Genomic DNA, 26,041 nt, shown 5'->3' on the forward strand with positions numbered 1-26,041 from the left:
ATTTCTTCTGCGAAGGGTCTTATTTCTTTTTGGCAGTTCAAAAAAGGAGAATGATATCTATGATTCGGATCAATCAGTTAAAGTTAAATATCAAGCATTCAGAGGCGGATCTCAAGGAGAAGATCTTAAAGGTTCTCCGTATCAGCGAAGATTCGCTTCTTTCTTATGAAATAAAAAAACAGTCCCTGGATGCGAGGAGGAAGCCGGAACTTTTCTATGTATATGCCGTGGACGTAAAGGTGAAGAATGTATCATCCGTCAAGAAAAGAGTGCGCAATCAGAATGTGCAGTTTAAGGACAAGCCCCTGTCTTACCAGATTCAGGCGGATGGAACCGAAGTCCTGAATCACCGCCCGGTTGTCATCGGAACCGGGCCGGCAGGGCTCTTCTGCGGCTACCAGCTGGCGGTCTTAGGCTACCGGCCTATTCTCCTGGAGCGAGGGGCCTGCGTAGAAGAACGGATGCAGGCGGTAGAGCGATTCTGGGCTACCGGAGAACTGGATCAGAATTGCAACGTCCAGTTCGGGGAAGGGGGCGCAGGAACTTTCTCCGACGGGAAGCTCAATACCCTGGTTCATGATTCTAACGGACGCAGCCAGAAAGTTCTGGAACTCTTCGTGGAATATGGCGCGCCAAAGGAGATTCTGCACCAGCATAAGCCTCACATCGGTACGGATGTGCTCTCCCGTGTGGTAAAGAACATCCGGGAGGCCATCCTTTCCTATGGAGGGGAGGTGCGCTTCCTCACCCAGGTTACGGACATCCTGTCAGAACCTGCCGGGAAGGGCCGCCGCCTTACCGCCCTGCAGGTCTATGATCATGCAGCCGGGAAGGAAGATACCATTAAGACGGATATCGCCGTACTTGCCATAGGGCACAGCGCCAGGGATACCTTTTCCATGCTGCTTAAAAACGAGATCCCTATGGAAGCCAAATCCTTTGCCGTAGGCGTTCGGATGGAGCATCCCCAGGCTATGATTGACGAATTCCAGTATGGAATGAAAAACGACGGCACCCTGCCTCCGGCTTCCTATAAGCTGACGGAGAATCTGGCATGCGGGAGGGGCGTATATACCTTCTGCATGTGCCCAGGAGGCTATGTGGTCAATGCTTCTTCCGAGCCCGGTCGCCTGGCAGTCAACGGCATGAGCTACCATGACCGGGACGGATTAAATGCCAACAGCGCCGTGATCGTAACCGTGACGCCACAGGATTATGGCGGGACGGGCGTGCTGGCAGGCATGGAGTTCCAGCGCAGGCTGGAGGAAGCGGCTTACCGTTTAGGTAAGGGCAGGATCCCTGTACAGCTGTTTGAAGATTTTTGCAAGAACAGGCCATCCAAAGGCCCGGGAGACATTCTTCCACAAATGAAGGGGGCCTATGCCTGGAGCAACGTCAGAGAGATATTCCCGCCGGAACTATCCCTGGCTTTGGAAGAGGGAATCCGGTCGTTTGACCGTAAGATAAAGGGATATTCCCGCCCTGACGCTCTGGTGTCAGGAGTGGAGAGTCGGACTTCCTCCCCGGTTCGCATCAGTCGGGATGAATCGATGCAGAGCACGCTTTTCGGACTCTATCCATGCGGGGAAGGAGCGGGCTATGCAGGCGGTATTACATCAGCCGCCATGGATGGACTAAAAACGGCAGAAGCCATCGTCAAAAAATACCAATCTTTCGACAAACTACCGAAAGGCTTAAGAAATTTTTAATGGGATAAGTATATACACTCTTTCCTAAATATGATAAAATGTATTGAGTTTTTTAGATAGACAAAACGAGGAGGAGTACATATGAAGGGAACAGGGAGTAAGAACGCCTGGGCTTTATTTCTGCTGATTTTAACAGGAATCGTCCTTGGTGGCTTTATCGGCATGCTGGCCGAAGGGGTACCGGCTCTTAGCTGGCTGGCCTACGGACAGTCCTTCGGACTGGATGAGCCAATCATCCTGAATCTGGGACTTCTTGTAGTCACGTTCGGCCTGACGATTAAGATAACCATTGCAAGTATTATTGGCGTGATTCTTTCCATTATTATTTATCGTTTCTTATAAGTTCTATTATGAGTGTCGTACGAATCTAAAGATAAGATGAATCAGTCAAATACCATAAAAGAGATACCCGAGATGGAACGCCCATATGAAAAATGTGAGCGCAAAGGGGCTGCCAGTTTAAGCGATGTAGAGTTGCTGGCTGTGTTGCTGCGTACAGGCACTCGCGGAGAGGATGTGCTTTCCCTGGCAAGAAGGATCCTCTATCACGCAGGAGAGCCAGGCATACTGGGCATACATCAGTTTAGTATGGAAAGACTCCTGAAGATCAAAGGCATTGGGAAAGTAAAGGCAATCCAGATATCCTGCATATCGGAACTTGCCAAGAGACTTTCCAAGGCCAGCTACCAGGATCGATTAAGTTTCTCACATCCCGCTACGATTGCCAGATATTATATGGAAGACTTAAGGCATGAAAAGCAGGAAGTGATGAAGCTTCTGATGCTGAACTCGAAATCAAGACTCATTGGCGAGACAGATATATCAAAGGGAACGGTAAATGCCTCCTTGATCACGCCAAGGGAGCTTTTTATAGAAGCATTACAAAAGAATGCTGTATCCATAGTAATCATGCATAATCACCCCAGTGGTGATCCGACTCCCAGCCGGGAAGATATGCTGACGACAAAGAGAATCCTTGATGCAGGCGCATTGATCGGAATCGAACTGTTAGATCATATCATCATTGGCAATAATTGTTATATCAGCTTCCGGGAGGAGGGATTGCTGTAGAAAGGATTATCACAGATGGCAAGAAATATATACGGATTAGATCTTGGCTCTTATGAAATCAAGGTCTACGATAAAAAGAAAGATACGATCTGGAAAGAGAAAGATGTAATTGCGATTGCAGATAAGAAAGAGATTTTTGCGGTGGGGGATGACGCTTACGAGATGTACGAGAAGGCGCCATCCAATATAGAAGTGGTCTTTCCAATGAAAGAGGGCGTAATCTCGCGGTTTAACAATATGCAGTTTCTGCTTCAGAACCTGCTGAAGAAGGACCGCCAGTTTGCCCGTGGATCCGAATATGTAATCGCGGTTCCAACCGATGTGACGGAAGTGGAGAAGAAAGCCTTTTTTGACCTGGTGATCCACTCCACGGCCCGCGCAAGAGAAGTGAATATCGTAGAACGCTCCATCGCGGATGCGGTGGGACTTAACCTGGATGTCAAGAATACGGGCGGCCTGTTCATCGCCAACTTCGGCGGAGAGACAACGGAACTGTCGGTACTGGCCGGAGGCGGCATGGTCATGAACCGCCTGCTTAAGATCGGAGGAGTCTCCTTTGACCAGGCAGTCGTCAATCTGGTGCGTCATAGCCATGACTTCCTGATCGGGCGGCTGACAGCCGAAGTTCTGAGAAAGAATTTCGGAATATTCACCAGTGATTCCGAGTCCGTATTAACCGTAGCGGGCAGGGATCTGATCACCGGCGTGCCAATGCAGAAGCCGATCTCCATCAGCCTGGTGCGTGCCGCTATGAAGGATCCTCTGCTGGAATGCGTGCGTGCCATCCATTCCCTTTTAGACAGGACGCCTCCGGAGGTCCGTAAGGCAATTCATGAGAACGGCATCTTTCTCACCGGTGGAGTTGCTAATATGGCAGGCCTTGAAACCTATATCGAGGAGATGGTTGGAATCAAGACCAGAACGGCTCTGGATCCGGACATCTGCGCGGTTACCGGACTTAAAAAAATCATTATGTCCAAAGATTTGAGAAAACTTGCATATTCAATGTTAGATGAAAATTATAGGTGGATGAGATAATATGAAAACCAAGAACCAATCTTCCCTTCCAAGTAAATACTGGCTGCTGATTCTGGCTGTGGTCTGCGTGATCCTGCTTGGAATCGAGCGTTTTGCGGACGGTGGCGGGCCTTTAAGGTTTATCGCCAACTATACCGTAATTCCCATGCAGAAAGGAATCAGTTATGTAGGACGGTTCATGAGCGACCTATCTGACAACTTTGAGACTCTAGAGGAAATGAAAAAAGAGAATAAGACCCTCCAGTCCAAGGTGGATGAACTGACCATTGACAATACGCGACTAAGACAGGAGCAGTACGAATTGGACCGCCTGCGGGAACTGTATAAGCTGGATGAGAACTATTCGGATTACAAGAAGATTGGCGCCCATGTAATCGCCAATAACGGAAGCAACTGGTTTACAGATTTTACCATAGATAAAGGCAGCAAAGACGGCATCAAGGTCAACTGCAATGTTCTTGCGGGCAGCGGACTTGCAGGCATCGTCACGGAGGTAGGCCCTAATTATGCCCGCGTCCGTTCTACCATCGATGATGCCAGCAATATAAGCGCCATGATTCTGTCCACATCAGACACCTGCGTTGTCAGGGGTGATTTGAAACTAATGGCTGACGGTAGGATCCGTTTTGAAAAACTGCCGAACAATGACAACAAGGTGGAAGTCGGGGAGCAGGTAGTTACCTCCCATGTCAGCGACAGATTCCTTCAGGGCCTGTTTATCGGCTATATCAGCGAGGTGGAAGTAGATTCCAACAACCTTACCCGCTCCGGCTATATCACGCCTGCCGTAGATTTCAGCAAGCTTCAGGAAGTCCTGGTCATCACTACGACAAAGCAGGAGATGCTGGATGCCAAGGACAAAGACAGCAAAGGAGAGTAGTCCATGAAAAGAAAGATCATAACCTTTATTATTATAGTGATCTGCTTCTTGCTGGAATGCACCATATTCCACCGGCTGTCCTTTGCGTCCATCAAGCCCAACCTATTGATTATCGTCACCTCTTCCTTTGGCTTCATGCGGGGGAAGAAGGAAGGAATGGCCGTGGGATTTGTATCCGGCCTTCTGGTAGACATATTCTGGGGCAGCGCCCTGGGCTTTTATATGCTGCTGTTTGCGGTGATCGGATACATGAACGGCTTCTTCAGACGCTTGTTCTATGATGATGATATCAAGCTGCCGATCGCGCTTATCGGCGCAAGCGAACTGATCTATGGGCTGGTGACGTATTTCTGCCTGTACATGCTCCAAGGAAATTTCGCTTTTACCAATTGTCTGACACATATCATTCTGCCAGAACTGGTATATACCATTCTGATAACATTGGTTCTGTATCAGATCATATTACACATTAACAAGAAACTGGAAGCAGAAGAACAAAGGAGTGCAAGCAAATTTGTATAGTTTATGGGACCGGATCAAATCCGGAATATATGAAGTTGTAAAATCCCGTATATTCGTCGTCATTATCGTGTTCTGCATCATGTCCGCCGTTCTGTTGCAGCGGCTGTTCTATCTACAGATTGTAAAAGGGCAGGATTATTTTGACGATTATAAGCTTCAGATCCAAAAGACCAAGGAAGTCCAGGGAACCCGCGGCAAGATCTATGACCGCAATGGCGTCCTCCTGGCTTACAATGAACTGGCCTACGCGGTTACGATTGAAGACAACGGAGATTATGACAGCATCAAGCAGAAAAATAAAGAACTGAATAAGGTCATCTCCACTGTGATTGGTATGGTGGAGTCCAATGGAGACACCGTAATCAACGATTTCGGCATTATCCTGGACAACAATAACGAGTATAGCTACATTGCGGAGAATGACACCCAGAGGCTGAGATTCATAGCGGATGTATTTGGCAAGAAGACCATAGATGAATTGTCGGACAAGCAGAAGAACATCTCTGCTGCGGGTCTCGTGGACTATCTTTGTACCGATGAGCTCAACGGCTATGGAATCAACCAGAAGAAGATGGAAAAATCAGAAGTCCTGAAATTGGTCAACGTCCGTTATGCCATGTCGTTAAACGGATTCCAGAAATACATCGCGACCACTATCGCAGAAGACGTAAGTGACGAGACGGTAGCAGATGTCATGGAGAATCTGGACACGCTTCAGGGAATCAATATTGAAGAAGAATCTTTGCGCCGCTATGCGGACAGCAAATGCTTTTCCAATATCATCGGCTACACTGGGCAGATTTCCCAGGAAGAATACGATGCGTTGAGCAAAGAAGAGCAGGAGGAGTACTCCCTGATTGACACCATTGGCAAATCAGGGCTGGAACAGACGCTTGACAGTTCCCTCCAGGGGAAAAAAGGGGAGGTCAAGCTGTACGTCAACAGTGTGGGCAAGGTGATCGAAACGGTCAAGGGGAAAGACCCCAAGGCTGGAAATGATGTATACCTGTCCATCGATGCCAACCTCCAGAAGGCGGCATACCATATCCTGGAACAGGAACTGGCAGGCATCCTTCTCGCAAAGATTCAAAATACGCTAGATTTTGACCGAAATCAGGTAGATGACGGAAGCGACGTTATCATCCCAATCGGGGATGTTTACAATACATTCATTACCAATGATATCCTGGATATGAATCATTTTGGCGCGGAGGATGCAAAGCCTACCGAGCAGGAGGTGAATTCCATCTTTACTGCGCGCAAGGAAGAAGTAAAGAACCAGCTATCGGATATCCTAAATGATCCCAATGCAGGCGCATATAAGGATATGCCAAAGGAGATACAGGCATACCTGACCTACATCGTCTCCGATGTGCTGACCGGCACCACCGGCGTGATCATGCCGGATGCCATTGACACCAGCGACGCCACCTATAAAGCGTGGAAGGATGAAGAATCCATCAATATATATACTTATCTCAATTATGCGATTTCCAAGAACTGGATTGATACATCCCTGTTAAAAGACTATGTATCATCCAAGGGAAAATATTCCGATTCTAACGAACTTTATCAGGGAATCGTATCGTATATTATGGATTACATCGATTCAGACAACAGTTTCAATAAGCTGGTGTACCGCTACATGATCAAATCAGGAGCTATCACCGGACGTCAGATATGTCTGATGCTGTATGAACAGGGGATCCTTACCTATGACGAGGCCCAGTATAACGGCCTGAATTCCGGGAGCATTGGCGCCTATGACTTTTTAAGGGGCAAGATTGAGACTCTGGAGATTACGCCTGGCCAGCTGGCGCTGGAGCCTTGTACCGGCTCGCTGGTCATGACGGATACGACAAGCGGCGAGGTATTGGCCTGCGTATCCTATCCCGGATACGACAATAACAGGCTTGCCAATACCATGGATTCCAATTATTACAGCAAGCTGGTGACCGATCAGGCCCGGCCATTCTATAATAACGCGACGCAGGAAAAAACGGCTCCAGGTTCTACCTACAAGCCTATGGTGGCAGTGGCAGGCCTTACAGAAGGCGTGATTGATAACAATACTTACCTTCCATGCCATGGAATCTACAAGAAGGTATCGCCGAACCCCAAATGCTGGATCTATCCCATGGCTCATGGCAACCTGAATGTGGAAGGCGCCATTGAGAATTCCTGCAACAGCTTCTTCTATGAAGTGGGATACCGGATGAGCCTGAAAGATAACGGCCTGTCGCAGATTGGCTCTGACAATGCAGAAGGAGGCGCGACCAATGCCTACTATTCCAGCGACCTGGGTACCGATACTTTGAAGAAATACGCAACGGAATTCGGCTTAGGAGAGACTTCGGGACTTGAGATCCCGGAATCCGAGCCGCAGATATCCGATAAGTCCTCCGTACCTTCCGCAATCGGACAGGGTACGAATAACTATACTACCAGCCAGCTTGCGCGGTATATCACCGCAGTGGCTAACAAGGGCACTGTTTACAAGCTAAGCCTGATTGATAAGATTACGTCCGTAGATGGCAAGACTGTCAAGGATTATGAGCCATCCGTTCTAAATACCATGACCGACGTGGCACCGTCCACCTGGAACGCAGTCCATAACGGAATGCGAAACGTGGTGTCAGTCGCCCACAGCAATCTGTTTACCAAGCTGAACGCCAGTGATGTCAAACTGTTCGGCAAGACTGGTACGGCACAGCAAAGCGAAACGCATCCCGACCATGCGCTGTTCGTAGGATTCGCTCCCAGCGACAGCCCGCAGGTGGCATTTGCCATAAGGATTGCGAATGGATACAGTTCGACCTATGCCGCAGAAGTAGGGAACGACGTAATGGAATACTATTATCAGATAACGCCGGAAGAAGAGATTCTTACCGGAACAGCCGCAGATATCAGTGCAGGCGCGACAGTTGGAGATTAATAAAAAGGAGAGAGAGCGACAGAAAGGATGAGCGTATGTGAAAGACCCGGTACTCATTAAGAGTAACAAATACGGCATCACCATATACTTTGATCCGGACATGCCCTATGAAGAGTTATTGCCGGAGGTGAGAGAAAAGTTCGAGTCGTCAGCACATTTTTTTAATCATGCTGACATGGCTGTCGAATTTGAAGGCCGTACTTTCACAGAAGAGGAAGAGCAGCGTATGGCAGAAGTCATACAGGATGCTGCGAAGATACGGATACTATGCATCATTGAGAAGAATACTTATACGGAACGGCTCCACAAGCGGATGCTGGATGAAAGCCTTGAAACCATCCATGAAAGAGACGGACAGTTCTATAAAGGTACGCTGAGAGGAAGACAGATTCTGGAATCTGAAAAAAGCATCGTTATCGTAGGCGACGTAGAAGAAGGCGCCAAAGTCATATCCAAAGGCAATGTCGTCGTGACGGGAACCATCTACGGAACCGTAGTTGCCGGCGCCGCCGGCGACTGCGATGCAGTCATAGCAGCACTTCATATGAGGCCCACAAAGCTTCGTATTGGAGATAATGAAGTAAAACCAGTTATAGGAGGAAGTTATTCATGGGCGAAGTTATCGTAATCACATCAGGAAAAGGCGGCGTGGGCAAGACCACGACAACCGCGAATATAGGAGCAGGGTTATCCAAATTTGATAAAAAAGTAGTCGTGATCGACACCGATCTGGGCCTTCGGAATCTGGACGTAGTCATGGGCCTTGAAAATCTGATCGTCTACAACCTGGTAGATGTCATTGAAGGAACATGCCGGCTAAAACAGGCCTTGATCCGCGACAAAAGATATGAGAACCTTTATCTGCTGCCTTCTGCGCAGACGAAGGACAAGACAGCAATCTCTCCCGGACAGATGAAAAAACTGACGTCCCAGCTAAAGGACGAATTTGACTACATACTTCTGGACTGTCCGGCAGGAATCGAGCAGGGATTCCAGAATGCCATTGCAGGCGCTGACCGCGCCATCGTGGTCACAACCCCGGAAGTATCGGCGATCCGTGATGCTGATCGCATCATCGGGCTGCTGGAGAGCAACCAGCTTAAGAAGATAGACCTGATCATCAACCGGATTCGCATGGATATGGTGAAGCGAGGCGATATGATGTCGGTGGACGACGTGACAGAGATTCTGTCCGTTCCCCTGATCGGCGCCCTCCCCGATGATGAGCAGGTGGTGATCGGCACCAACCAGGGAGAGCCAGTGGTAGGGCTTGATTCAAAAGCAGGAAAGGCATATCTTAATATCTGCAAACGTATTATGGGAATTGAGGTTCCATTTATAGAACTGGAAAACAATTCCGGATTCTTTTCCAAACTTTCACATTTATTCAAGAAAGATTAGGAGGAGTCAAGGATGTTAAGAAAGTCTTCTGTCTCAATCGCAAAGAACCGGCTGAAAGCGCTGGTCACTTCAGACCGGGTTTTCTGCACGCCGGATGCCTATGATAATATATGCAGGGAACTGTACGAATCGCTTTCGAAGTACATGGAACTTACAGAAGAGGATTTTCAGGTAGAGATTAACCGTACACAAGTAGTAATAACATTCGCAGGAGAAGAAACGTGAGATTACCCAGATTTACAAAACCATATCATTTAAAAGATTATAAATTCAATCTAGTCGTCCTGGTCATCGCGCTGTCCATATTAGGCGTGCTTGCCGTTGGAAGCGCAAAAGAAGTATACCAGTCAAGACAGATTGTCGGCATGATTATAGGGATTATCGCAATGGTCATCGTATCCTTGATCGACTATGTGTGGGTATTGAACTTTTACTGGATCATCTATGGATTCGTCGTGCTGATCCTAGGCGCTGTATTGGTGATCGGAGATAAAGTCAATGGAGCAACACGCTGGATTGATCTGGGATTCACTACCTTTCAGCCGTCCGAGCTTGCCAAGATCCTTTTGATCCTGTTCTTTGCCAAATTTATCATGATGCATGCGCAGGACATCAACGATAAGGTCACGCTGATCAAGTATGCGATACTTTCGGCAATTCCTCTGGCGCTGATTATCGTGGAGCCAAACCTTTCCACCACCATATGCACGGCCCTGGTCATCTGCCTGATGATCTATATTGGAGGATTAAGCTATAAGTTCATCGGCACGGTCCTATTGATTCTGGTGCCTGTGGCGATCATTTTCCTAAGTATCGTGGTACAGCCGGATCAGAAACTTCTGAAGGATTATCAGCAGAAGCGTATCCTGGCGTTCCTTGAGCCGGAAAAATATGAAAGCGACGAAGCATACCAGCAGAAGAATTCCGTTATGGCCATCGGCTCCGGCCAGCTGACAGGAAAGGGCCTCAATAATAATACGACCACTTCCGTAAAGAACGGCAATTTCATCTCAGAGCCTCAGACAGACTTCATCTTTGCCATCGTCGGAGAAGAACTTGGTTTCGTAGGAAGCTGTATAGTTGTTGCGTTATTATTATTAATTGTGATACAATGTATTCTAGTGGGCATACGATCGCAAGACTTAGCAGGGAGGATCATATGCTGCGGGGTAGGAGGCCTGATCGGCTTCCAAAGTTTCATCAATATTGGCGTGGCTTCAAAACTGCTTCCGAATACGGGAGTTCCTTTACCTTTTGTAAGTTATGGCCTGACATCTCTGGTCAGCCTGTACGTTGGTATCGGATTTGTTTTAAATGTCGGATTACAGCCGAAAAAATATCAATAAGGAGTTGAAAAACAATGAATATTGGCTTGATAGCACATGATTCCAAGAAGACGCTGATGCAGAACTTCTGTATCGCATACAGGGGAATCTTAAGCAAGCATGAACTGTACGCCACGGGTACTACCGGACGGTTGATAGAAGAGGTTACGAACCTGAACATTCACAAATATCTGGCCGGTCCTTTAGGAGGCAAGCAGCAGCTGGGGGCACAGATTGCCCAGAATGACATTGATGCCTTGATCTTCCTGAGGGATCCGAACAATCCGAAGCCTCATGAGCCGGATGTGAACGATGTAATACGGCTGTGCGACATGCACAATATACCCATGGCCACGAATCTGGCTACCGCGGAACTGATCATATTAGCAATTGACAGAGGGGATCTTGACTGGCGTGAAATGTATCGGTAGATTTGGAAAATGGATTCTGATGGCTTCATCGGCTGCATTCCTGCTGACCGGATGCGCCCGGATAGGACAGCAGTTTAAGGCACAGGAAGTGGTAACGGCCTATGAAGCAGAACATTACAATAAAAACCTGTACACGGGCAAACTCTTTGCCTCTGATCTTTGTGTAGCGTCTGAAAACGTAGCGTACCAGGGTGCGCCCGATCCTGCCGGACTTCATGCGGCAGGCTTGTTTGACGTAGAGGATGGGATGGTGGATTTTGCATACAATCTCCACGACAGGCTCTATCCAGCCAGCACCACGAAGATTATGACCGCGCTGGTAGCCCTTAAGAAGGGGAACCTTACGGATGTGGTAACCGTACAGGCAGACGCGGATGCTGCAAACTTTGCCGCGGATGAGAAGACCTGCGGGATCAAGGCCGGGGACCAGATGACCCTGGGCGATCTGCTGCATGGGCTTTTGATGGAATCAGGCAACGATGCTGCCGTCGCCATTGCCGACTACATAGGCGGGAATTCCGAACAGTTCGCACAGATGATGAACGAGGAAGCCCAGGCCTTGATGGCCACAAAAACTCATTTTTTAAACAGCAACGGCCTGCATAATGAGAATCATTATACCACGGCCTATGACCTCTACCTGATTTTCAATGAATGTATCAAGCACGACGAGTTTGTGGATATTATTAATACTGCGGAATATACGGCAAATATTACAGGCGCTGACAAAACAGTGCGTCAGGCGGCTTGGAAGCAGACCAATTTCTATGCGCTTGGGGAAGCCGAACTTCCGCAGAGCGCGACGATTATTGGCGGAAAAACAGGTACCACGGAACTTGCCGGGAACTGCCTGATTCTTCTGGAGAAGGATGCCTCCGGCAGGCCGTACATATCTATCGTCATGGGAGCAGATACAAAATCCCTGCTATACCAGGACATGACAGCAATCATCAATGGGATAGGGCAGCAAGAACCGGCAGCCGCGGATGCGGCTGATGGGGATGCAAAGCAGGATGAGCCTGCAGCCGCGAGTGATGTAGATAATGGAAATCCATAGGATGAATAGAGTTTAAGAGGGGCATCTCGCTATGGGATACCCCTCTTGCTATGAATGACCGTTGACGCTATGAATTGTTTCCGATTCTTCCATACAGACTAATCAGATAGAGACCGCATAAGCCAACGATTGTATAGATAATGCGGGATAGCCAGGAGAGATTGCCAAAGATGAAGGCTACTAGATCGAACCGGAATATCCCAACTAAAAGCCAGTTGATTGCACCTATAATCACGATTGTCAAAGCGGTATTATCAAACCATTTCATGTGAGTTCCTCCTTTTTTCATGCTAATCTTAGTATGCCGAAAGAGGATTGAATTATACACAGAGAAAGGAATATTTTATCAGATGGACGAAAAATTGCCATATTACCCTTATTCTGAATTTTTAAAAAATAAATATGGCGAAAAGGTATACAAACTTCCGGTAAATCTTCCCGTCAGCTGCCCCAACCGGATTGCGGGAAGCGGCTGCGCCTTTTGCGCGGAAGCAGGAACCGGATTCGAAGCCATGGATTGCATGACGCCTGTTACGCAGCAGTTAAATGTCACAAAGGAGCGTATTGAAAAGAAATATCATGCACATAAGTTTATTGCATATTTCCAGAATTATACCAATACATTCCTTCCGGTTGAGAAGTTTGAAGCCTATATGCGTGAGGCGGCCGCATTGCCATATGTTGCGGAGATTGCCATCTCCACAAGGCCGGACTGCATTACATCAGAGTATCTGGATGTGCTTCAACGAATTCAAGGGGAGCATGACATTGGCATTACGATCGAATTGGGCCTTCAGACGACCAACTGCCATACGCTGGCGTCCATCAGCCGCGGCCACACGCTGGCGGAATTTATCGATGCCGTGCTTGCCATAAGGCAATATGGCTTCGAGATCTGTGCCCATGTAATCTTGAATCTCCCCGGAGATGATATGCTGGATACGATAGAGACTTCAAAGGTCCTATCCGCGCTTCGGATTCCGGTTGTCAAGATTCATTCCCTGTATATTGCGAAAAACACACAGTTGTGCGATGACTATGAAAATGGTACAATAACTTTATGCTCAAAAGAGGAATACCTGGAACGGCTGATGGCCTTCCTGGAATATCTGGATCCCGCAACTGCCATCGAGAGGCTCTTTAGCCGCATTCCAGAAAAGGATGCCGTGTTCTGCAATTGGGGGACGAGCTGGTGGAAGCTTAGGGACGAGTTTTTAAGCCGGATGAAGAAAGAGGGAAGCTTTCAGGGCAGGAGATTCCAATATCTTAACGGAGCAGCGCTAAAGCAGCTAGACTGACAATAAATAGGGGGCTTTATTTTTGGCTAGGGACGAACTGACGAACATACAAGTTTATCGAAAAAAATGGAATATAAATATAGGCATTATCATCTTCGGCGTGATCTTTATCTATCTGGTTGTGACCGTATTGATGTATCTGACCAACAAGCATGTATCTGCCTATGAAGTCAGGGAAGGCTCCATCCTTAAGGATACTGCCTATACGGGGCTGATCATCCGGGACGAGACGGTGGTGAATGCAGAGGCAGACGGCTATGTGAACTACTTTGCGCCGGAAGGCAGCAAGGTGGGCGCCAAGACCAGAGTCTATACGCTGTCTGACAAGAAACTGGAATTTGCGGATGCTACTTCCGAATCCCAGGAACTGACTTCGGAAGAACAGTCTTCCATACTGATGAAGACCCAGTCTTTCTGCGAAAGTTTTAAAGAGCAGCAGTTTTCAGACGTTTATACGCTTAAGAACAGCGTCTCCAATATACTGGAGAGCAAGTCCAGCCAAAGCAGGCAGTCCCAATTAGATGGGATGGTCACGGAAGGCATGGAAGGGCTGCAGATCTACTCGGCGGCTTCAGACGGAGTCATCGTGTATTCTACCGACGGATATGAAAATACCACGATCAGCGATGTGACGGAGGATATGATCGCCAAGAAGGACTATCAGGCCACCGGCCTTAAGAACAATAGCCGGGTAAAAGCGGGAAGCCCGGTCTATAAGCTGATCAAAGACAATAACTGGACGGCTGTTATCTTGCTGGATGATGCTGCTGCCCAGGAAATGGCCGATATGAAAAGCGTAAAGATCCGTTTTTCCAAGGATAATGAGACCGCAGTGGCTGGCTTTTCCATCTATAATACGAAGGATGCCAACCTTGGATTTTTGACATTCGACAATTCTATGATCCGCTATGCGGAAGAAAGATATCTGGATATGGAGCTGATACTGGAAGATGAGTCGGGACTTAAGATTCCCAAGTCTTCCGTGGCGGACAAGAAGTTCTATCTGGTACCAGAAAACTATCTTACGCAGGGGGGCAACAGCAAGGAGACCGGCGTCCTGATCAATAATGGAAAAGAGGATGCCCAGTTTAAAAATGTGGAGGTCTATTATAGAGATAAAGAGAACAAAATGGTCTATCTAGACCCCAACGTATTCGACAAGAATACTTCCTTAAGGGAGCCTGACGGATCCGAGACTTATCCGCTTAAGAAGACCAAGAGCCTGAAAGGCGTATACAATATTAACAAAGGATATGCCGTATTCAAGCAGATTCATATCCTGTGCGAAAGCGAAGACTACTATATCGTGGAGGCAGGCAATGATTACGGACTTGCTAATTATGATCACATTGCGCTGGACGGAAGCGAAGTTCATGAAAATGATGTGGTATTTTAAAAAGGAGTGATTTTAAATGTTAAAGGAAAATCTGGAAGCGGTAGAGGCAAAGATTCAGGCGGCATGCCACAAAAGCGGCAGAAGCCGGGACGAGGTTACGTTGATCGCCGTCAGCAAGACGAAGCCTGTGGAGACCCTTAAGGAGGCATATGATCTGGGCGTGCGTATCTTTGGAGAAAATAAAGTGCAGGAATTGTCAGACAAGCATGATGTCCTTCCCCAGGATATTCATTGGCATATGATCGGCCATTTGCAGCGCAATAAGGTAAAATATATCATTGATAAGGTGGATCTGATTCATTCCGTAGATTCCCTGCGGCTGGCAGAGACGATTGAGAAAGAGGCTGCCAAGCGCGGTCTGGTGGCAAATGTACTGCTGGAGGTCAATGTGGCCAAGGAAGAGAGTAAATTCGGCCTTATGCCGGAAGAAGTTTTCGAATTTATTGATAAAATTGCAGGATTTTCCCATATTCAGGTAAAAGGACTCATGACAATTGCTCCTTTTGTAGATAATCCTGAGGAAAACCGCCCGATTTTCGCACGTTTGCGTAAATTATCTGTTGACATTGCAGAGAAAAACGTTGATAATATGACTATGAGTATTCTTTCCATGGGTATGACCAATGACTACCAGGTTGCCATAGAAGAGGGCGCGACGATGGTCCGCGTGGGAACCGGAATTTTTGGTGCGCGTGATTATGCTCAAGTATAAACGGAAGATAGGAGAAGTTTTAAAATGGGAGTATTAGATAAGTTTTTAGATATCATGAAGTTAAGTGATGATGACGATTACGATGACGATGATTTCTTTGACGACGACTATGAAGACGACTATGAAGAAAAGCCTAAGAAAAGTCTCTTCCATAAATCTAAAGATTATAAAGATTACGACGAAGAGGAGGATTACGAAGACGACTATGCGCCTCCGGCAAAGTCCAGATCTTCCCGATCTAACAATAAAGTAACCCCGATGCGCCAGCCTGTGAGAAGGAACAACGTCAGCATGGAAGTATGCGTAATCAAGCCTACATCCGTTGACGATGCCCGCGAGATCACGGAGACCCTTCTGAGCGGAAGGACTGTGATATTGAATCTTGAAGGCTTGGATCTTGAAGTGGCTCAGCGTATTATTGACTTTACGTCAGGCGCGACATTTGCCATCAGCGGCAATCTGCAGAAGATTTCTAATTACATATTCCTGGTAACGCCTACCAACGTAGATATTTCCGGAGACTTGCAGGATCTGCTGAATACTTCTTTTGACGCATCCTCTATGCGTTCCAGGTTCTAATCATGAACAAAGAGGAACTACTGCTTCAGAAGCGCCTGGTCGAACTTTCCAGGATCGCATATACACGGGAGATTGTTACATTCTCCGAGTTTCTAAATCTGAATGAATTAAATATTTTACATACCACGCCAAAGAATATGCTCTTATCCCAGTATAAGACTTATGGCGGATATGGCTTATCAGAGCGTCAGATGGCTGCATTTCTACCTGATGCTCTTTATTATGATTATCAGTACCCTATTCAGATTATAGAGATTTCTCCAGTTAACAGAAAATTTGCAGAGGAGTTAAGCCACCGCGATTATCTGGGAGCGGTCATGAACCTGGGAATTGAAAGATGCAAGCTGGGCGATATTCTGATCGAGGATGGAAAAACAATCCTGTTTGCCAAGGAGGAATTGGCGGGCTATATTATGGAACATCTGACCAGGATCCGGCACACTACGGTAAAGACCTCTATTCTGCCGGCATTTGAGGATTCTTATGAGCCGCGTTATGAGGAATTAAAAGGGACGGTAGCATCGGTGCGGCTGGACACCGTGCTTTCGCTGGCCTATCCTCTATCCAGAAGCAAAGTTACCGGCCTCATCGAAGGAGCCCGGGTGTTTGTAAATGGGAAACTGGTGACCAGCAATGGATACCGTCTGAAAGAGGGAGACATCCTGTCTGTCAGGAAGATGGGACGGATAGGATATAACGGCATCCTGTCTGAGACCAAGAAAGGCCGTTATATGGTATCCATCCGCAAATATATCTAGAAGAGGGAGAATATGTTGAGAGAGAAAAGCAGAACGAATCATTATATTGCAGCGGTCATAGGCATAGCTGTGCTGGTATTCCTGGATCAGCTAACCAAATGCCTGGCGATTGACAGGCTGAAGGGACAGCCCCCCTTTATTATCATCAAGGAAGTATTCCAGCTGGAATATCTGGAGAACAGAGGCGCGGCCTTTGGGCTGTTTCAGAATCAGAAGATCTTTTTCTTCCTGAGCGTCATCGTCATATGCGCGGTCGTCTTATGGTTCTATCGCAAGGTGCCTATGGAGAAGCGTTTTCTGCCGCTTCGGCTGTGCGCCGTATTTATCGTGGCGGGGGCCTTTGGAAACTGTATTGACAGAATCCGTCTGAATTATGTAGTCGACTTTTTTTACTTCAAGCTGATAGATTTTCCAATTTTCAACATGGCGGATATCTACGTCACGGTATCTGCTGTTGCCTTGATACTTCTGGTATTCATCTATTATAAGGAGGAAGACCTTGAAAGAATTTTTCACCGTTGAGAACCAGGATGGGGAACGTATTGACCGATATCTTTCCGAGGAATTGGAGGATCGTTCCAGATCGTACATCCAGAAATTAATCAAAGAGAATCATGTGACTGTGAACCAGAAGCCTGTAAAAGCCAATTACAGGCTTTCTTTGGGTGACAGGGTAGAGATAGACCTTCCAGAGGCAAAAGAGCCGGATATCAAGCCTGAGGACATTCCTTTGGACATCCTCTATGAAGACAAGGATATCATCATTGTCAATAAGCCGAAGCAGATGGTCGTGCATCCAGCGCCCGGGCACTATAGCCAGACGCTGGTCAATGCTCTGATGTACCACTGCGGCTTTGAACTGTCCGGCATTAACGGCACCATGCGGCCGGGAATCGTACACCGGATCGATATGGACACGACGGGATCGCTGGTGGCCTGCAAAAATGATATGGCGCATCAGAGTCTTTCCAAGCAGTTAAAAGAACACTCCATCCGGCGCATCTATGTCGCCATCGTCCACGGGAATATCAAGGAAGAAGATGGAACCGTAAATGCTCCGATCGGCAGGCATCCCACGGAGCGCAAGAAAATGAGCATTCACAGCAGGAATGGAAGAGAAGCCATTACCCATTATCAGGTGCTGGAGCGCTTTGGCAACTATACCTATATCCAATGCGAGCTGGAGACCGGACGGACGCACCAGATCCGCGTGCATATGGCAAGCCTGGGCCATCCGCTTTTGGGGGATATGGTATATGGGCCGAAGAAGTGCCCCTTCCCGCATCTTCAGGGACAGACGCTGCATGCCAGGACGCTTGGAATCATCCATCCAAGGACCGGAGAATATCTGGAAGTAAATGCCCCGCTTCCGGCTTATTTCATAGAATTGTTAGACAAACTAAGGAAATCCTAGCCCAAAACCATTAGAAAATTCTATGCATTTCCCTTCAATTGATATATAATAATTGTATAATTATGAAGAGGAGCGTGATTGGTATGGCTAAAACGAATACGATCATCACTATCGGCAGGCAGTTTGGAAGTGCCGGCCGGGAAATTGGCTATCAAGTCGCCAAGGACCTGGATATTAAATTATATGACAAGGAGATGCTGGACCGGGCTGCGAAAGAGAGCGGCATATGCCAGGAGTTATTCGAGACTCACGACGAAAAACCAACCAACAGTTTTTTATATTCCCTGGTAATGGACACCTATTCTCTGGGTTATTCCTCAGGAAGCTACACAGATATGCCGATTAACCATAAGGTATTCCTGGCTCAGTTCGATGCGATCAAAAAGATCGCTGATGAAGGTCCCTGCATTCTGGTAGGGCGATGTGCCGATTATGCTCTGGAAGAATACGACAACGTGCTGAGCGTCTTCATCCATGCAGATCTGGATTCCCGTATCCGCAGGATTGCCCGCATCTATGACCTGACAGACGCCAAGGCCAAAGATATGATTGTCAAGACCGATAAGAAGCGCGCCAGCTATTATAACTACTACAGCAATAAGAAATGGGGCGCGGCGGAGAGTTATGACATCTGCCTGGATAGTTCCAAATTGGGCAGGGAAGGTACCGCGGAGGCCATCGAGAGGCTGATCGAGATTAAAGAGCGCGGAGGCGACAAGAAATTATAGAAACCTACATTTTAAGTAAGAAAGGAATCTCTCATTGCTGGATTTTATTCCAGTTATGAGAGATTCCTTTCTTTTTAGCTAATTATCACCCCTGGCCTGAACCTCCGGTATTCTTCCTTGATTTTTTATTGCCGCTCTAATATAATGAACTTACATCCGCTATAACTGACAGAACGTCAAGTGAAGAAAGAGGTTTTTTATGGAATTAGGAAAAATAATTGCGTTTAATCTAAAGCGATTGCGAATGGAACGGAACTTAAGCCAGGGACAGCTGGCTAAAGAGGCGGGGATCAGCAAGGCCATGCTTTCGGATATTGAAAAAGGAGGCAGCAACCCAACCATCAACACGATCTGGAAGATAGCAAATGGCCTTAACGTGCCCTATACGAAATTAATGGATGGCATTGATGACGAGGCGACTATTGTGCAGAGGAAAGATACCATCGAACAATCCGGAGAGTCCAGCGCCTATCGGGTATACTGCTATTTCACGACAACGCCCACACGAAACTTCGAGTTATTTTACTGTGAATTAGATGGACATTCTTCGAATAAATCCATTGGCCATTCCCAGAAATCGCAGGAGTATATCTATGTCATGAATGGGGAACTAATCCTGGATACGCAAAAGGGAGAATATGTCTTACAGGAAGGCGATTCTCTCGCGTTTGATTCCTCCATCAGCCACACCTACATCAACAGGCAGGATACGCTGCTTGCATTTATCGTGATCAATTATTATCCAAACTAGTATCCGGAGTTTTATTATCAGCGTACATGGGGAATCCGTGGAGGCCATCCCTTGATGTTGCCGTTCAGTATTGCCGTGAACATCCGCTGCCTGGCTCCGGCATGCTCATCGTCCAGCTGCTTCACCAGTTCCTTTGCGTACTGGCGCTTGGTATACCCGTCAATTGGACAGCGGCTGGTCACTACGGGCAGATCATACTTCTGCTTAAATCCAATCACTTCTGCCTCGTCTACGAACATGATCGGGCGGATTACCGTCAGATCCATGCGATCCAGATAGGTCTTTGGAGAGAAGGAGTAGAAGCGTCCTTCAAATATCAGGGACAGCAGCATGGTCTCGATGATATCATCCTTGTGGTGGGCGTAGGCTACTTTGTTGCAGCCCATCTCCTTGACCGCCTGATTAAGAGCGCCTTTACGCATCTTGGCACACAGAGAGCAGGGGTTGCTTTCTTTACGCTCATCAAACAGGATATGGGCGATATCCGTCTTTACGATCTTATAGGGAACTCCCAGTTCTTCGCATAGATGAACGACCGGGGTAAAGTCGCATTCGCTGTAGCCAAGATCCACCGTAACCGCGCTTAACTCGAACTTTTTTGGATAGAACCGCCTAAGCCCATGGAGCGCGTACAGAAGCGTCAGACTGTCCTTTCCACCTGAGATTCCTACGGCGATATGATCGCCTTCGTCTATCAGGCCATATTCATCTACGGCCTTTCTGGTATAACTCAACAATTGCTGTAATTTCATCCTATGTCCGTCCTTTCCAACTTCAATGTCAGTCCACATATAGATTACATGATACATGCCTATTTTACAAGAAAAAAGAGAAGAATCTAAGCTTCTTCATTTGAAATTCATATCTTTCTGTTATAATGGCATCAATATGAATAAAAAGAGGGAGAAGTACTTATGCGAAGAATATTATTCCTGGAAGATGAGCCAACCATCAGGGAAGTATTGGCAGAATATATGAAGATGCAGCGTTATGAAGTCACGGAAGCCTGTGACGGCGATGAAGCCGTCGCTCTGCTTAAGAGCCAAAATTTTGATCTGGCGGTGCTGGATATCATCGTGCCCAAAAGAAGCGGGCTGGAAGTCCTTGCCTATATTCGGCAGGAGTATCCGGATATGGCCGTCATCATGCTGACAGCCCTGGACGATGAGCAGACGCAGGTAAAGGCGTTCAATGCCTATGCGGATGACTATGTCATCAAGCCGGTGTCCCCATTGATCCTGCTAAAAAGAATGGAAACCATCTTAAGACGCACCACGCATAACAGAACTTCGTCAGGAATTAAAGATCAGACGGACAGGGCAGAGCAAGGACTTTCCATAGACCAGGATGCCTATCAGGCTTATTATGATGGCCAGGCTCTTCCGCTGACGCTAAGCGAGTACCTGCTTCTTAGCACGCTTTATCAGGAGCCTCAGCGGGTCTTTACAAGAGAGCAGCTGATTCTTCGGATATTTAATGAAGAATATATCGGAAACGACAGGATTATTGATGCCCACGTTAAGAACCTAAGGAAAAAGCTGCCAATGAACCTGATTAAGACGGTGATCGGCGTAGGCTATCAGTATGCCTTGCCTGGCGAAAAGGATGGGAGGAATTAAAAATGCGCCTGACAAAGAAGACGCTGTGCTACAGTGTCCTGATCTCTGCAGTCCTGATGGCCTTCGTCGTAGTCTATTTCTGCTTTATGATGCCATCCCTGTACGTGGATTATGCCAAAAAGGATGACCTGAGGTCCGTAGTAGACGTACAAAAAGGCTATATGAAAAACCGCAGCTATAAAGGCCTGACGGTGAAGAATCCTACCGGTTCCATGTCCGTGGAGATTCCCCTTTCCGGAGACACGGTGTATATCGCGGGAAAGAACTTCCGGATTACGGTACAGGCGGATGAGCCCGAGTTAAAGGAATTTCTGCAGGAAATCCAGCAGGCATTTTCCTCGGGAGACGATATGGAAGATATTCAGCTGCCGGATATCGACAAAGATAGGATGAAATCTATCTTCAATCTCAATAAAGAATCCCTGAAAGATCTTCCATTCAACGTCCATCTGGAAGCGGATGACGATTTAAACGATGACTCGTTCAAGGAAAAGGCGGTGAAGACCCACGTTATCTCTGACAATATCATCGTATTTGAGGGAGGAATCATTGATGATACGAATGAATACACTTCCTATATTGCGGCGGGAAGAACTTCAGACGCGCTGATCCTATCCTTCCTTCCGGTGATGACCCCGCAGATGAATGAAATTACTCCGGTGGTATTAAGCAGCCTTCCTATGCTGATGGCTGTGGTATTCCTGATCGTGCTTATCGCTTCCCGCATGTTCTCCAGAAAGATCGTGATTCCGGTCATTCGCCTTGCACAATATGCGGAAGAAGTGAAGATGGCCGGACATATGGAGATTGAGCCGCTATCCGTCACTTCCAAAGACGAGATTGGAGAACTGGGCGCCACCTTGAACGAATTGTATGGGCAGCTGCGCCTCCAATATCAGGCCCTGGAGCAGAAGAACCAGGCCCTGGCCCAGGAGAATAAGCGCCAGGAAGTCTTTCTGCGCGCATCTTCCCATCAGCTTAAGACTCCGGTTACGGCGGCCTTGCTTCTGGTAGAAGGCATGATGAATGAGGTGGGCAAGTATAAGGATACCCAGAAGTATCTTCCCCAGGTAAAACAGCAGTTAAAGATTATGCAGAAGATTGTAGAGGATATTCTGTATCTGAACCACTGTACCGAGCATATGGAGAAGGAGTCCTTTGATCTGAAGGGGCTGGCAGATGAGATTGTCCTGGGTTACCAGGTACAGGCATCCACAAATAACCTGACTTTCCGAATAGAGGGAGCATCCGGGCCCGTCTGCACGGACCGGGATATGCTAAAGAAGATTGTCGACAACCTGGTATCCAATGCCGTATCCTACACGCCTGCCGGCAACCTGATCCAGGTTACGCTAGAAGAGAAGTGCCTGAAGATCTTTAACCATGGAGGGCACATCGAAGAGTCGCTGCTCCCTGATATCTACGAGCCATTTGTCAGCAGCGACGTACAGAAGAAAGGGCGTGGGCTGGGATTATATATCCTTTCCTACTATGCCCAGATCCTGGGCTGCGACGTAAAGATTGTCAACGAGTCCGGCGGCGTGCTGGCTATACTTAGGATTCCCTGATTTGATTTCATACAGCCTCTACGCCATATTCATCGGAAATTCATATCATCATGCTAGAATAACAGCATCAAAGGAAAAGGAGGCATATCACAATGCTCGTAACCATACAGAACTTGCAGGTGCAATATGGAAAACAGACGGCCTTGCAGATACAAAAGCCTATTGCCATCGACTCCGGAGAGCGGATAGGAATCATCGGCTCCAACGGCGCGGGAAAGACTACGCTGGTCCGCACCATCCTGGGACTGACCCATTACAGAGGAACCATACGGACCAGCCTAAGGCCAGAACAGATGGCGGCCCATCTGCAGCAGAATCATTATGCTTCAACCATGCCCGTAAAGGTCATTATGGAAACTGTTCTCAATACGGATATTAAGAAAGATGGGAAACTAAAAGAACTGATTGACTATTTTGAATTCGGCCCTTGCCTTAGAAAGCGATATTCCGCGCTTTCCGGAGGGCAGAAGCAGAGGCTGACGATCATTCTGGTGATGATGCAGGATGCGCCTCTTACCTTCTATGATGAAGTGACTTCGGGGCTGGACTTTGAAACCAGACAGCGGCTGATGGGAAAATTATCTGCCTGGTATAAGGACAAAAAGGACCATACGCTATGCATTGTATCCCACTATTATGAGGAACTAGAAATGCTGGCTGATAAACTGCTGATTCTGGATAAAGGGCAGGTCGTGGACTTCGGAAGAACGGATGAACTGTTCCGGAAATATTGCGGAAAATCGATCTTCATTGTAGACCGCACGCAGGAAAACGAACGTCTTCTTGCGTCGTTTCCCAAACTGGCTTCCCCTGCGCATCTGATCGCCCTTTCCTGCGCCAAAGAGGAGACAGAGCACAGGCTTGCAGAACTTCTCATCAACGCGAATGTGAATTTTAAGCGAAGCTGCAGCGATATTGAGATTATGTCTGCCAATGCCAAACTGGCATATGAAGGCAAGAAGGAGGCTTGTGTATCATGAACAATAAGAAAAGCACAAAAAAATTGGTAGCCTATGAAATCTATAATATCATTGGGAATCCTTTTTCTTCCTTTTTCGGAATCGTATTTCCGATTCTCATGCTGCTGATCATAACCAATGCAATCAAAGGAGATGTACCAAAAAGCATGGCTGCGCAGGCCAATACGTCCATCTTTATCACCATGTCCCTGATAACCCCGATGGCCATCATCTTTCTCGGCTATGCCGCCACCTATTCGCAGGAACTGGAGAATGATATTCCGCTTCGCATGGGGTTATTCGGCTTCTCAGAGCGTTTTATGATGCGGGCAAAAATCATTGCCCAGGTCATCGTTCTGACTGCCGCGCTTGCAATCTATACCTTGGTGTCCTACACGGCGCTGGATCTGGAAATCCCCAGTTTTTCCGGGGCTGCCACCCTGGTCATCTGCCTCTACCTGATGGGCGTCATTTTCTTCATCCTGGCTCACGGGCTGGCTAATATCTTTCGGAAGTTCGGGCCTACTTATGCACTGGCAATGATCCTATACTTTGGAATCATGGTCCTGTGCGGGATGATGGGAATACAGACGGACCAGCTTCCCGGATTCCTCCAGAAGATTGCCGCACTTCTTCCCATGTCTTACGTGAGCAGCGACTTTATTGATCTGTGGCAGGGCGGAAGCTATAACTTTATGCCCTTGATACAATCCTTCCTGTTCATGGGGGCCATAAGCGGAATCCTCCTTCTGTATGCGAACTACAAGAATCGCAGGACCGTGGGATAACAGGGTCAGCTTTCTCTTAACTTCACGGCAGACGCTGCCTTGCGGCGTCTGTCTTCATCAATGGCCGCATAATGCTTCTTCGTCGTATTTACATCCTTATGTCCCAGAACATCAGCAACAAGATAGATGTCTCCGGTCTCTTTATAAAGAGATGTGCCATAGGTGCTTCGAAGCTTGTGGGGCGTGATCTTTTTTGTCGGCGTCACCTGCCGGGCATACTTCTTAACCATATTTTCCACCGCCTGAATACCCATCCGTCTCTTCTGCGTAGAGAGAAACAGGGCATTTTCGTGGCCGGAGAGGGGAGTGGCAGCCTTTCTGTCTCCCTCAATATAATGCTTCAAAGCCTTTTCTACTTCTTCCCCAAAATATACAACCATTTGGTTGCCGCCCTTGCGCGTAACCGTAATCCCATTATTCTTAAAATCTACATCTGTAAGGTCGAGGCCGACGCATTCGGAGACACGGATTCCCGTGCCAAGAAGCAAAGTCAGTATCGCAAGATCACGGTCCTTCGTCTTCTTATAATAGTTCAATGCCTGTCCGGACAGTTCGTTTCCGCAGTTCTCTACAAAATCCAGAAGCAAGGCGACCTCATCCGCATCCAGACGGATAATCGCCTTATCATGAAGTTTTGGCATATCCACCAGCAAAGTCGGGTTCCTGGAGATAGCCTGGCGCTTGAAATAATAGTTATAGAAACTTCTAAGCGCCGACATCTTGCGGGAAAGGCCTTTCTCCCCATTGGTCACCAGTTCGTCGTCACGCTTGTAGACCTTCAGGTATTCCATATATTCCTCAATATCCACCGGCTCCAGCCGTTCAAGGTCACCTAATGTAAACTGATCTATGGAATAATTCTTATATGTAGGATTATTCTCCATAAGAAAATGAAAAAAGACCCGGATATCATAGGCATAATTAATCCGCGTCTTTGCGGATGACTTTGGCTCAATGGCCCGGAAGAAATCTTTAGCAAACGGCGGCAGCGTCTTTAAGACTTCCCTTAGCCTTATTGTCTGTTCCACCTGTATTTGTTCATGATATGACTTTGATTCAGCCATGAGGAAACCTCCTTATTGTTATTTATACCTTACAATTA

The 26,041-nt window shown here is 47.4% G+C and carries 29 protein-coding genes; 26 read left to right on the forward strand and 3 right to left on the reverse strand.

Annotated elements, in window-relative coordinates; genetic code table 11:
* Positions 1–59: 59 nt before the first annotated feature.
* From K0036_RS09595 to K0036_RS09655, 13 genes are all read left to right on the forward strand, one after another.
* Complete coding sequence (locus tag K0036_RS09595; RefSeq protein WP_220429623.1) at positions 60–1,709, forward strand: NAD(P)/FAD-dependent oxidoreductase; 1,650 nt, start codon at positions 60–62, stop codon at positions 1,707–1,709.
* A gap of 81 nt (positions 1,710–1,790) precedes the next feature.
* On the forward strand, positions 1,791–2,051 hold the full coding sequence (locus K0036_RS09600; protein ID WP_004606072.1) for a DUF4321 domain-containing protein: 261 nt from the start codon (positions 1,791–1,793) through the stop codon (positions 2,049–2,051).
* Between the two features lie 36 nt (positions 2,052–2,087).
* On the forward strand, positions 2,088–2,780 hold the full coding sequence (gene radC, locus K0036_RS09605; protein ID WP_025643481.1) for a RadC family protein: 693 nt from the start codon (positions 2,088–2,090) through the stop codon (positions 2,778–2,780).
* Positions 2,781–2,795: 15 nt separating this feature from the next.
* Complete coding sequence (locus K0036_RS09610) at positions 2,796–3,818, forward strand: rod shape-determining protein (protein ID WP_025643480.1); 1,023 nt, start codon at positions 2,796–2,798, stop codon at positions 3,816–3,818.
* Between the two features lies 1 nt (position 3,819).
* Positions 3,820–4,698 (forward strand): rod shape-determining protein MreC, encoded by an 879-nt coding sequence (gene mreC, locus K0036_RS09615; protein ID WP_025643479.1) that lies wholly within the window; start codon positions 3,820–3,822, stop codon positions 4,696–4,698.
* Positions 4,699–4,701: 3 nt separating this feature from the next.
* On the forward strand, positions 4,702–5,220 hold the full coding sequence (gene mreD, locus K0036_RS09620) for a rod shape-determining protein MreD (RefSeq protein WP_025643478.1): 519 nt from the start codon (positions 4,702–4,704) through the stop codon (positions 5,218–5,220).
* Positions 5,213–8,155, forward strand: a complete 2,943-nt coding sequence (locus K0036_RS09625) for a penicillin-binding transpeptidase domain-containing protein (RefSeq protein ID WP_044955455.1) — start codon at positions 5,213–5,215, stop codon at positions 8,153–8,155. The genes mreD and K0036_RS09625 overlap by 8 nt, the downstream gene beginning before the upstream one ends.
* A 37-nt stretch (positions 8,156–8,192) precedes the next feature.
* Complete coding sequence (minC, locus tag K0036_RS09630) at positions 8,193–8,783, forward strand: septum site-determining protein MinC (RefSeq protein ID WP_025643476.1); 591 nt, start codon at positions 8,193–8,195, stop codon at positions 8,781–8,783.
* Positions 8,765–9,556: a septum site-determining protein MinD gene (minD, locus tag K0036_RS09635; RefSeq protein ID WP_004606065.1), complete on the forward strand. Its 792-nt coding sequence runs from the start codon at positions 8,765–8,767 to the stop codon at positions 9,554–9,556. The genes minC and minD overlap by 19 nt, the downstream gene beginning before the upstream one ends.
* A 12-nt stretch (positions 9,557–9,568) precedes the next feature.
* Positions 9,569–9,781 carry a cell division topological specificity factor MinE gene (locus K0036_RS09640; protein ID WP_004606064.1) on the forward strand — a complete coding sequence of 71 codons (213 nt, stop codon included), beginning with the start codon at positions 9,569–9,571 and terminating at the stop codon, positions 9,779–9,781.
* Complete coding sequence (locus tag K0036_RS09645; protein WP_220429624.1) at positions 9,778–10,902, forward strand: FtsW/RodA/SpoVE family cell cycle protein; 1,125 nt, start codon at positions 9,778–9,780, stop codon at positions 10,900–10,902. Before K0036_RS09640 ends, K0036_RS09645 begins: the two co-directional genes overlap by 4 nt.
* Positions 10,903–10,916: 14 nt before the next feature.
* The gene (locus K0036_RS09650) at positions 10,917–11,312 is read left to right on the forward strand and encodes a methylglyoxal synthase (RefSeq protein WP_025643475.1); all 396 of its coding nucleotides are present in this window, start codon (positions 10,917–10,919) and stop codon (positions 11,310–11,312) included.
* A complete protein-coding gene (locus K0036_RS09655) occupies positions 11,296–12,369 on the forward strand; it encodes a D-alanyl-D-alanine carboxypeptidase family protein (RefSeq protein ID WP_259283269.1) in 1,074 nt (357 codons plus the stop codon). Before K0036_RS09650 ends, K0036_RS09655 begins: the two co-directional genes overlap by 17 nt.
* Before the next feature lie 67 nt (positions 12,370–12,436).
* Here the strand turns inward: K0036_RS09655 and K0036_RS09660 are convergent, their stop codons facing one another.
* The gene (locus tag K0036_RS09660) at positions 12,437–12,637 is read right to left on the reverse strand and encodes a DUF378 domain-containing protein (RefSeq protein ID WP_025643473.1); all 201 of its coding nucleotides are present in this window, start codon (positions 12,635–12,637) and stop codon (positions 12,437–12,439) included.
* Positions 12,638–12,719: 82 nt separating this feature from the next.
* Between K0036_RS09660 and K0036_RS09665 the strand changes: the two genes are divergently transcribed.
* The 9 genes from K0036_RS09665 to K0036_RS09705 all read left to right on the forward strand — a co-directional run bounded on the left by K0036_RS09665 (position 12,720) and on the right by K0036_RS09705 (position 20,005).
* Positions 12,720–13,667, forward strand: a complete 948-nt coding sequence (locus K0036_RS09665; protein WP_025643472.1) for a TIGR01212 family radical SAM protein — start codon at positions 12,720–12,722, stop codon at positions 13,665–13,667.
* 22 nt (positions 13,668–13,689) lie between these two features.
* Positions 13,690–15,063, forward strand: coding sequence for an HlyD family efflux transporter periplasmic adaptor subunit (locus K0036_RS09670; RefSeq protein WP_025643471.1), 1,374 nt, complete (start codon positions 13,690–13,692; stop codon positions 15,061–15,063).
* 16 nt (positions 15,064–15,079) lie between these two features.
* The gene (locus tag K0036_RS09675; RefSeq protein WP_220429625.1) at positions 15,080–15,775 is read left to right on the forward strand and encodes a YggS family pyridoxal phosphate-dependent enzyme; all 696 of its coding nucleotides are present in this window, start codon (positions 15,080–15,082) and stop codon (positions 15,773–15,775) included.
* Positions 15,776–15,799: 24 nt separating this feature from the next.
* Entirely contained in the window at positions 15,800–16,354 is a 555-nt protein-coding gene (locus K0036_RS09680; RefSeq protein ID WP_220429626.1) for a cell division protein SepF, read from the forward strand.
* 2 nt (positions 16,355–16,356) lie between these two features.
* On the forward strand, positions 16,357–17,112 hold the full coding sequence (locus K0036_RS09685) for an RNA-binding protein (protein ID WP_220429627.1): 756 nt from the start codon (positions 16,357–16,359) through the stop codon (positions 17,110–17,112).
* A 12-nt stretch (positions 17,113–17,124) separates the two neighbouring features.
* Positions 17,125–17,634 (forward strand): signal peptidase II, encoded by a 510-nt coding sequence (gene lspA / locus K0036_RS09690; RefSeq protein WP_220429628.1) that lies wholly within the window; start codon positions 17,125–17,127, stop codon positions 17,632–17,634.
* Entirely contained in the window at positions 17,612–18,526 is a 915-nt protein-coding gene (locus tag K0036_RS09695) for an RluA family pseudouridine synthase (RefSeq protein ID WP_220429629.1), read from the forward strand. Before lspA ends, K0036_RS09695 begins: the two co-directional genes overlap by 23 nt.
* Before the next feature lie 83 nt (positions 18,527–18,609).
* Complete coding sequence (locus tag K0036_RS09700) at positions 18,610–19,254, forward strand: AAA family ATPase (protein WP_025643466.1); 645 nt, start codon at positions 18,610–18,612, stop codon at positions 19,252–19,254.
* 199 nt (positions 19,255–19,453) lie between these two features.
* Complete coding sequence (locus K0036_RS09705; protein ID WP_220429630.1) at positions 19,454–20,005, forward strand: helix-turn-helix domain-containing protein; 552 nt, start codon at positions 19,454–19,456, stop codon at positions 20,003–20,005.
* Between the two features lie 17 nt (positions 20,006–20,022).
* Here K0036_RS09705 and K0036_RS09710 read toward each other — a convergent pair whose 3' ends face one another.
* The gene (locus tag K0036_RS09710; RefSeq protein WP_173693342.1) at positions 20,023–20,757 is read right to left on the reverse strand and encodes a tRNA 2-thiocytidine biosynthesis TtcA family protein; all 735 of its coding nucleotides are present in this window, start codon (positions 20,755–20,757) and stop codon (positions 20,023–20,025) included.
* Positions 20,758–20,919: 162 nt separating this feature from the next.
* Here K0036_RS09710 and K0036_RS09715 point away from each other — a divergent pair, with 162 nt between their 5' ends.
* The 4 genes from K0036_RS09715 to K0036_RS09730 all read left to right on the forward strand — a co-directional run bounded on the left by K0036_RS09715 (position 20,920) and on the right by K0036_RS09730 (position 24,939).
* Positions 20,920–21,624, forward strand: coding sequence for a response regulator transcription factor (locus K0036_RS09715; RefSeq protein ID WP_173693343.1), 705 nt, complete (start codon positions 20,920–20,922; stop codon positions 21,622–21,624).
* A gap of 2 nt (positions 21,625–21,626) precedes the next feature.
* Complete coding sequence (locus K0036_RS09720) at positions 21,627–23,192, forward strand: sensor histidine kinase (protein ID WP_220429631.1); 1,566 nt, start codon at positions 21,627–21,629, stop codon at positions 23,190–23,192.
* A gap of 92 nt (positions 23,193–23,284) precedes the next feature.
* Positions 23,285–24,172 (forward strand): ATP-binding cassette domain-containing protein, encoded by an 888-nt coding sequence (locus K0036_RS09725; protein WP_025643464.1) that lies wholly within the window; start codon positions 23,285–23,287, stop codon positions 24,170–24,172.
* Positions 24,169–24,939 carry an ABC transporter permease gene (locus tag K0036_RS09730; protein ID WP_220429632.1) on the forward strand — a complete coding sequence of 257 codons (771 nt, stop codon included), beginning with the start codon at positions 24,169–24,171 and terminating at the stop codon, positions 24,937–24,939. Before K0036_RS09725 ends, K0036_RS09730 begins: the two co-directional genes overlap by 4 nt.
* 5 nt (positions 24,940–24,944) lie before the next feature.
* Here K0036_RS09730 and K0036_RS09735 read toward each other — a convergent pair whose 3' ends face one another.
* Positions 24,945–26,003 (reverse strand): tyrosine-type recombinase/integrase, encoded by a 1,059-nt coding sequence (locus tag K0036_RS09735; protein WP_220429633.1) that lies wholly within the window; start codon positions 26,001–26,003, stop codon positions 24,945–24,947.
* Positions 26,004–26,041: the final 38 nt, after the last annotated feature.

Source organism: [Clostridium] scindens (genome assembly GCF_019597925.1).
Lineage (GTDB): Bacteria > Bacillota > Clostridia > Lachnospirales > Lachnospiraceae > Clostridium_AP.

Bases quoted from the DNA above. Each gene is read 5' to 3' on its own strand.
- K0036_RS09665 (WP_025643472.1), top strand. From the start codon at position 12,720: ATGGACGAAAAATTGCCATATTACCCTTATTCTGAATTTTTAAAAAAT.
- K0036_RS09650 (WP_025643475.1), top strand. From the start codon at position 10,917: ATGAATATTGGCTTGATAGCACATGATTCCAAGAAGACGCTGATGCAG.
- K0036_RS09680 (WP_220429626.1), top strand. From the start codon at position 15,800: ATGGGAGTATTAGATAAGTTTTTAGATATCATGAAGTTAAGTGATGAT.
- lspA (WP_220429628.1), top strand. From the start codon at position 17,125: ATGTTGAGAGAGAAAAGCAGAACGAATCATTATATTGCAGCGGTCATA.
- K0036_RS09700 (WP_025643466.1), top strand. From the start codon at position 18,610: ATGGCTAAAACGAATACGATCATCACTATCGGCAGGCAGTTTGGAAGT.
- K0036_RS09660 (WP_025643473.1), bottom strand. From the start codon at position 12,637: ATGAAATGGTTTGATAATACCGCTTTGACAATCGTGATTATAGGTGCA.
- K0036_RS09685 (WP_220429627.1), top strand. From the start codon at position 16,357: ATGAACAAAGAGGAACTACTGCTTCAGAAGCGCCTGGTCGAACTTTCC.
- K0036_RS09710 (WP_173693342.1), bottom strand. From the start codon at position 20,757: ATGAAATTACAGCAATTGTTGAGTTATACCAGAAAGGCCGTAGATGAA.
- K0036_RS09600 (WP_004606072.1), top strand. From the start codon at position 1,791: ATGAAGGGAACAGGGAGTAAGAACGCCTGGGCTTTATTTCTGCTGATT.
- K0036_RS09705 (WP_220429630.1), top strand. From the start codon at position 19,454: ATGGAATTAGGAAAAATAATTGCGTTTAATCTAAAGCGATTGCGAATG.
- minD (WP_004606065.1), top strand. From the start codon at position 8,765: ATGGGCGAAGTTATCGTAATCACATCAGGAAAAGGCGGCGTGGGCAAG.
- radC (WP_025643481.1), top strand. From the start codon at position 2,088: ATGAATCAGTCAAATACCATAAAAGAGATACCCGAGATGGAACGCCCA.
- mreC (WP_025643479.1), top strand. From the start codon at position 3,820: ATGAAAACCAAGAACCAATCTTCCCTTCCAAGTAAATACTGGCTGCTG.
- K0036_RS09730 (WP_220429632.1), top strand. From the start codon at position 24,169: ATGAACAATAAGAAAAGCACAAAAAAATTGGTAGCCTATGAAATCTAT.
- K0036_RS09725 (WP_025643464.1), top strand. From the start codon at position 23,285: ATGCTCGTAACCATACAGAACTTGCAGGTGCAATATGGAAAACAGACG.
- K0036_RS09610 (WP_025643480.1), top strand. From the start codon at position 2,796: ATGGCAAGAAATATATACGGATTAGATCTTGGCTCTTATGAAATCAAG.
- K0036_RS09715 (WP_173693343.1), top strand. From the start codon at position 20,920: ATGCGAAGAATATTATTCCTGGAAGATGAGCCAACCATCAGGGAAGTA.
- K0036_RS09675 (WP_220429625.1), top strand. From the start codon at position 15,080: ATGTTAAAGGAAAATCTGGAAGCGGTAGAGGCAAAGATTCAGGCGGCA.
- mreD (WP_025643478.1), top strand. From the start codon at position 4,702: ATGAAAAGAAAGATCATAACCTTTATTATTATAGTGATCTGCTTCTTG.
- K0036_RS09720 (WP_220429631.1), top strand. From the start codon at position 21,627: ATGCGCCTGACAAAGAAGACGCTGTGCTACAGTGTCCTGATCTCTGCA.
- K0036_RS09735 (WP_220429633.1), bottom strand. From the start codon at position 26,003: ATGGCTGAATCAAAGTCATATCATGAACAAATACAGGTGGAACAGACA.
- K0036_RS09595 (WP_220429623.1), top strand. From the start codon at position 60: ATGATTCGGATCAATCAGTTAAAGTTAAATATCAAGCATTCAGAGGCG.
- K0036_RS09640 (WP_004606064.1), top strand. From the start codon at position 9,569: ATGTTAAGAAAGTCTTCTGTCTCAATCGCAAAGAACCGGCTGAAAGCG.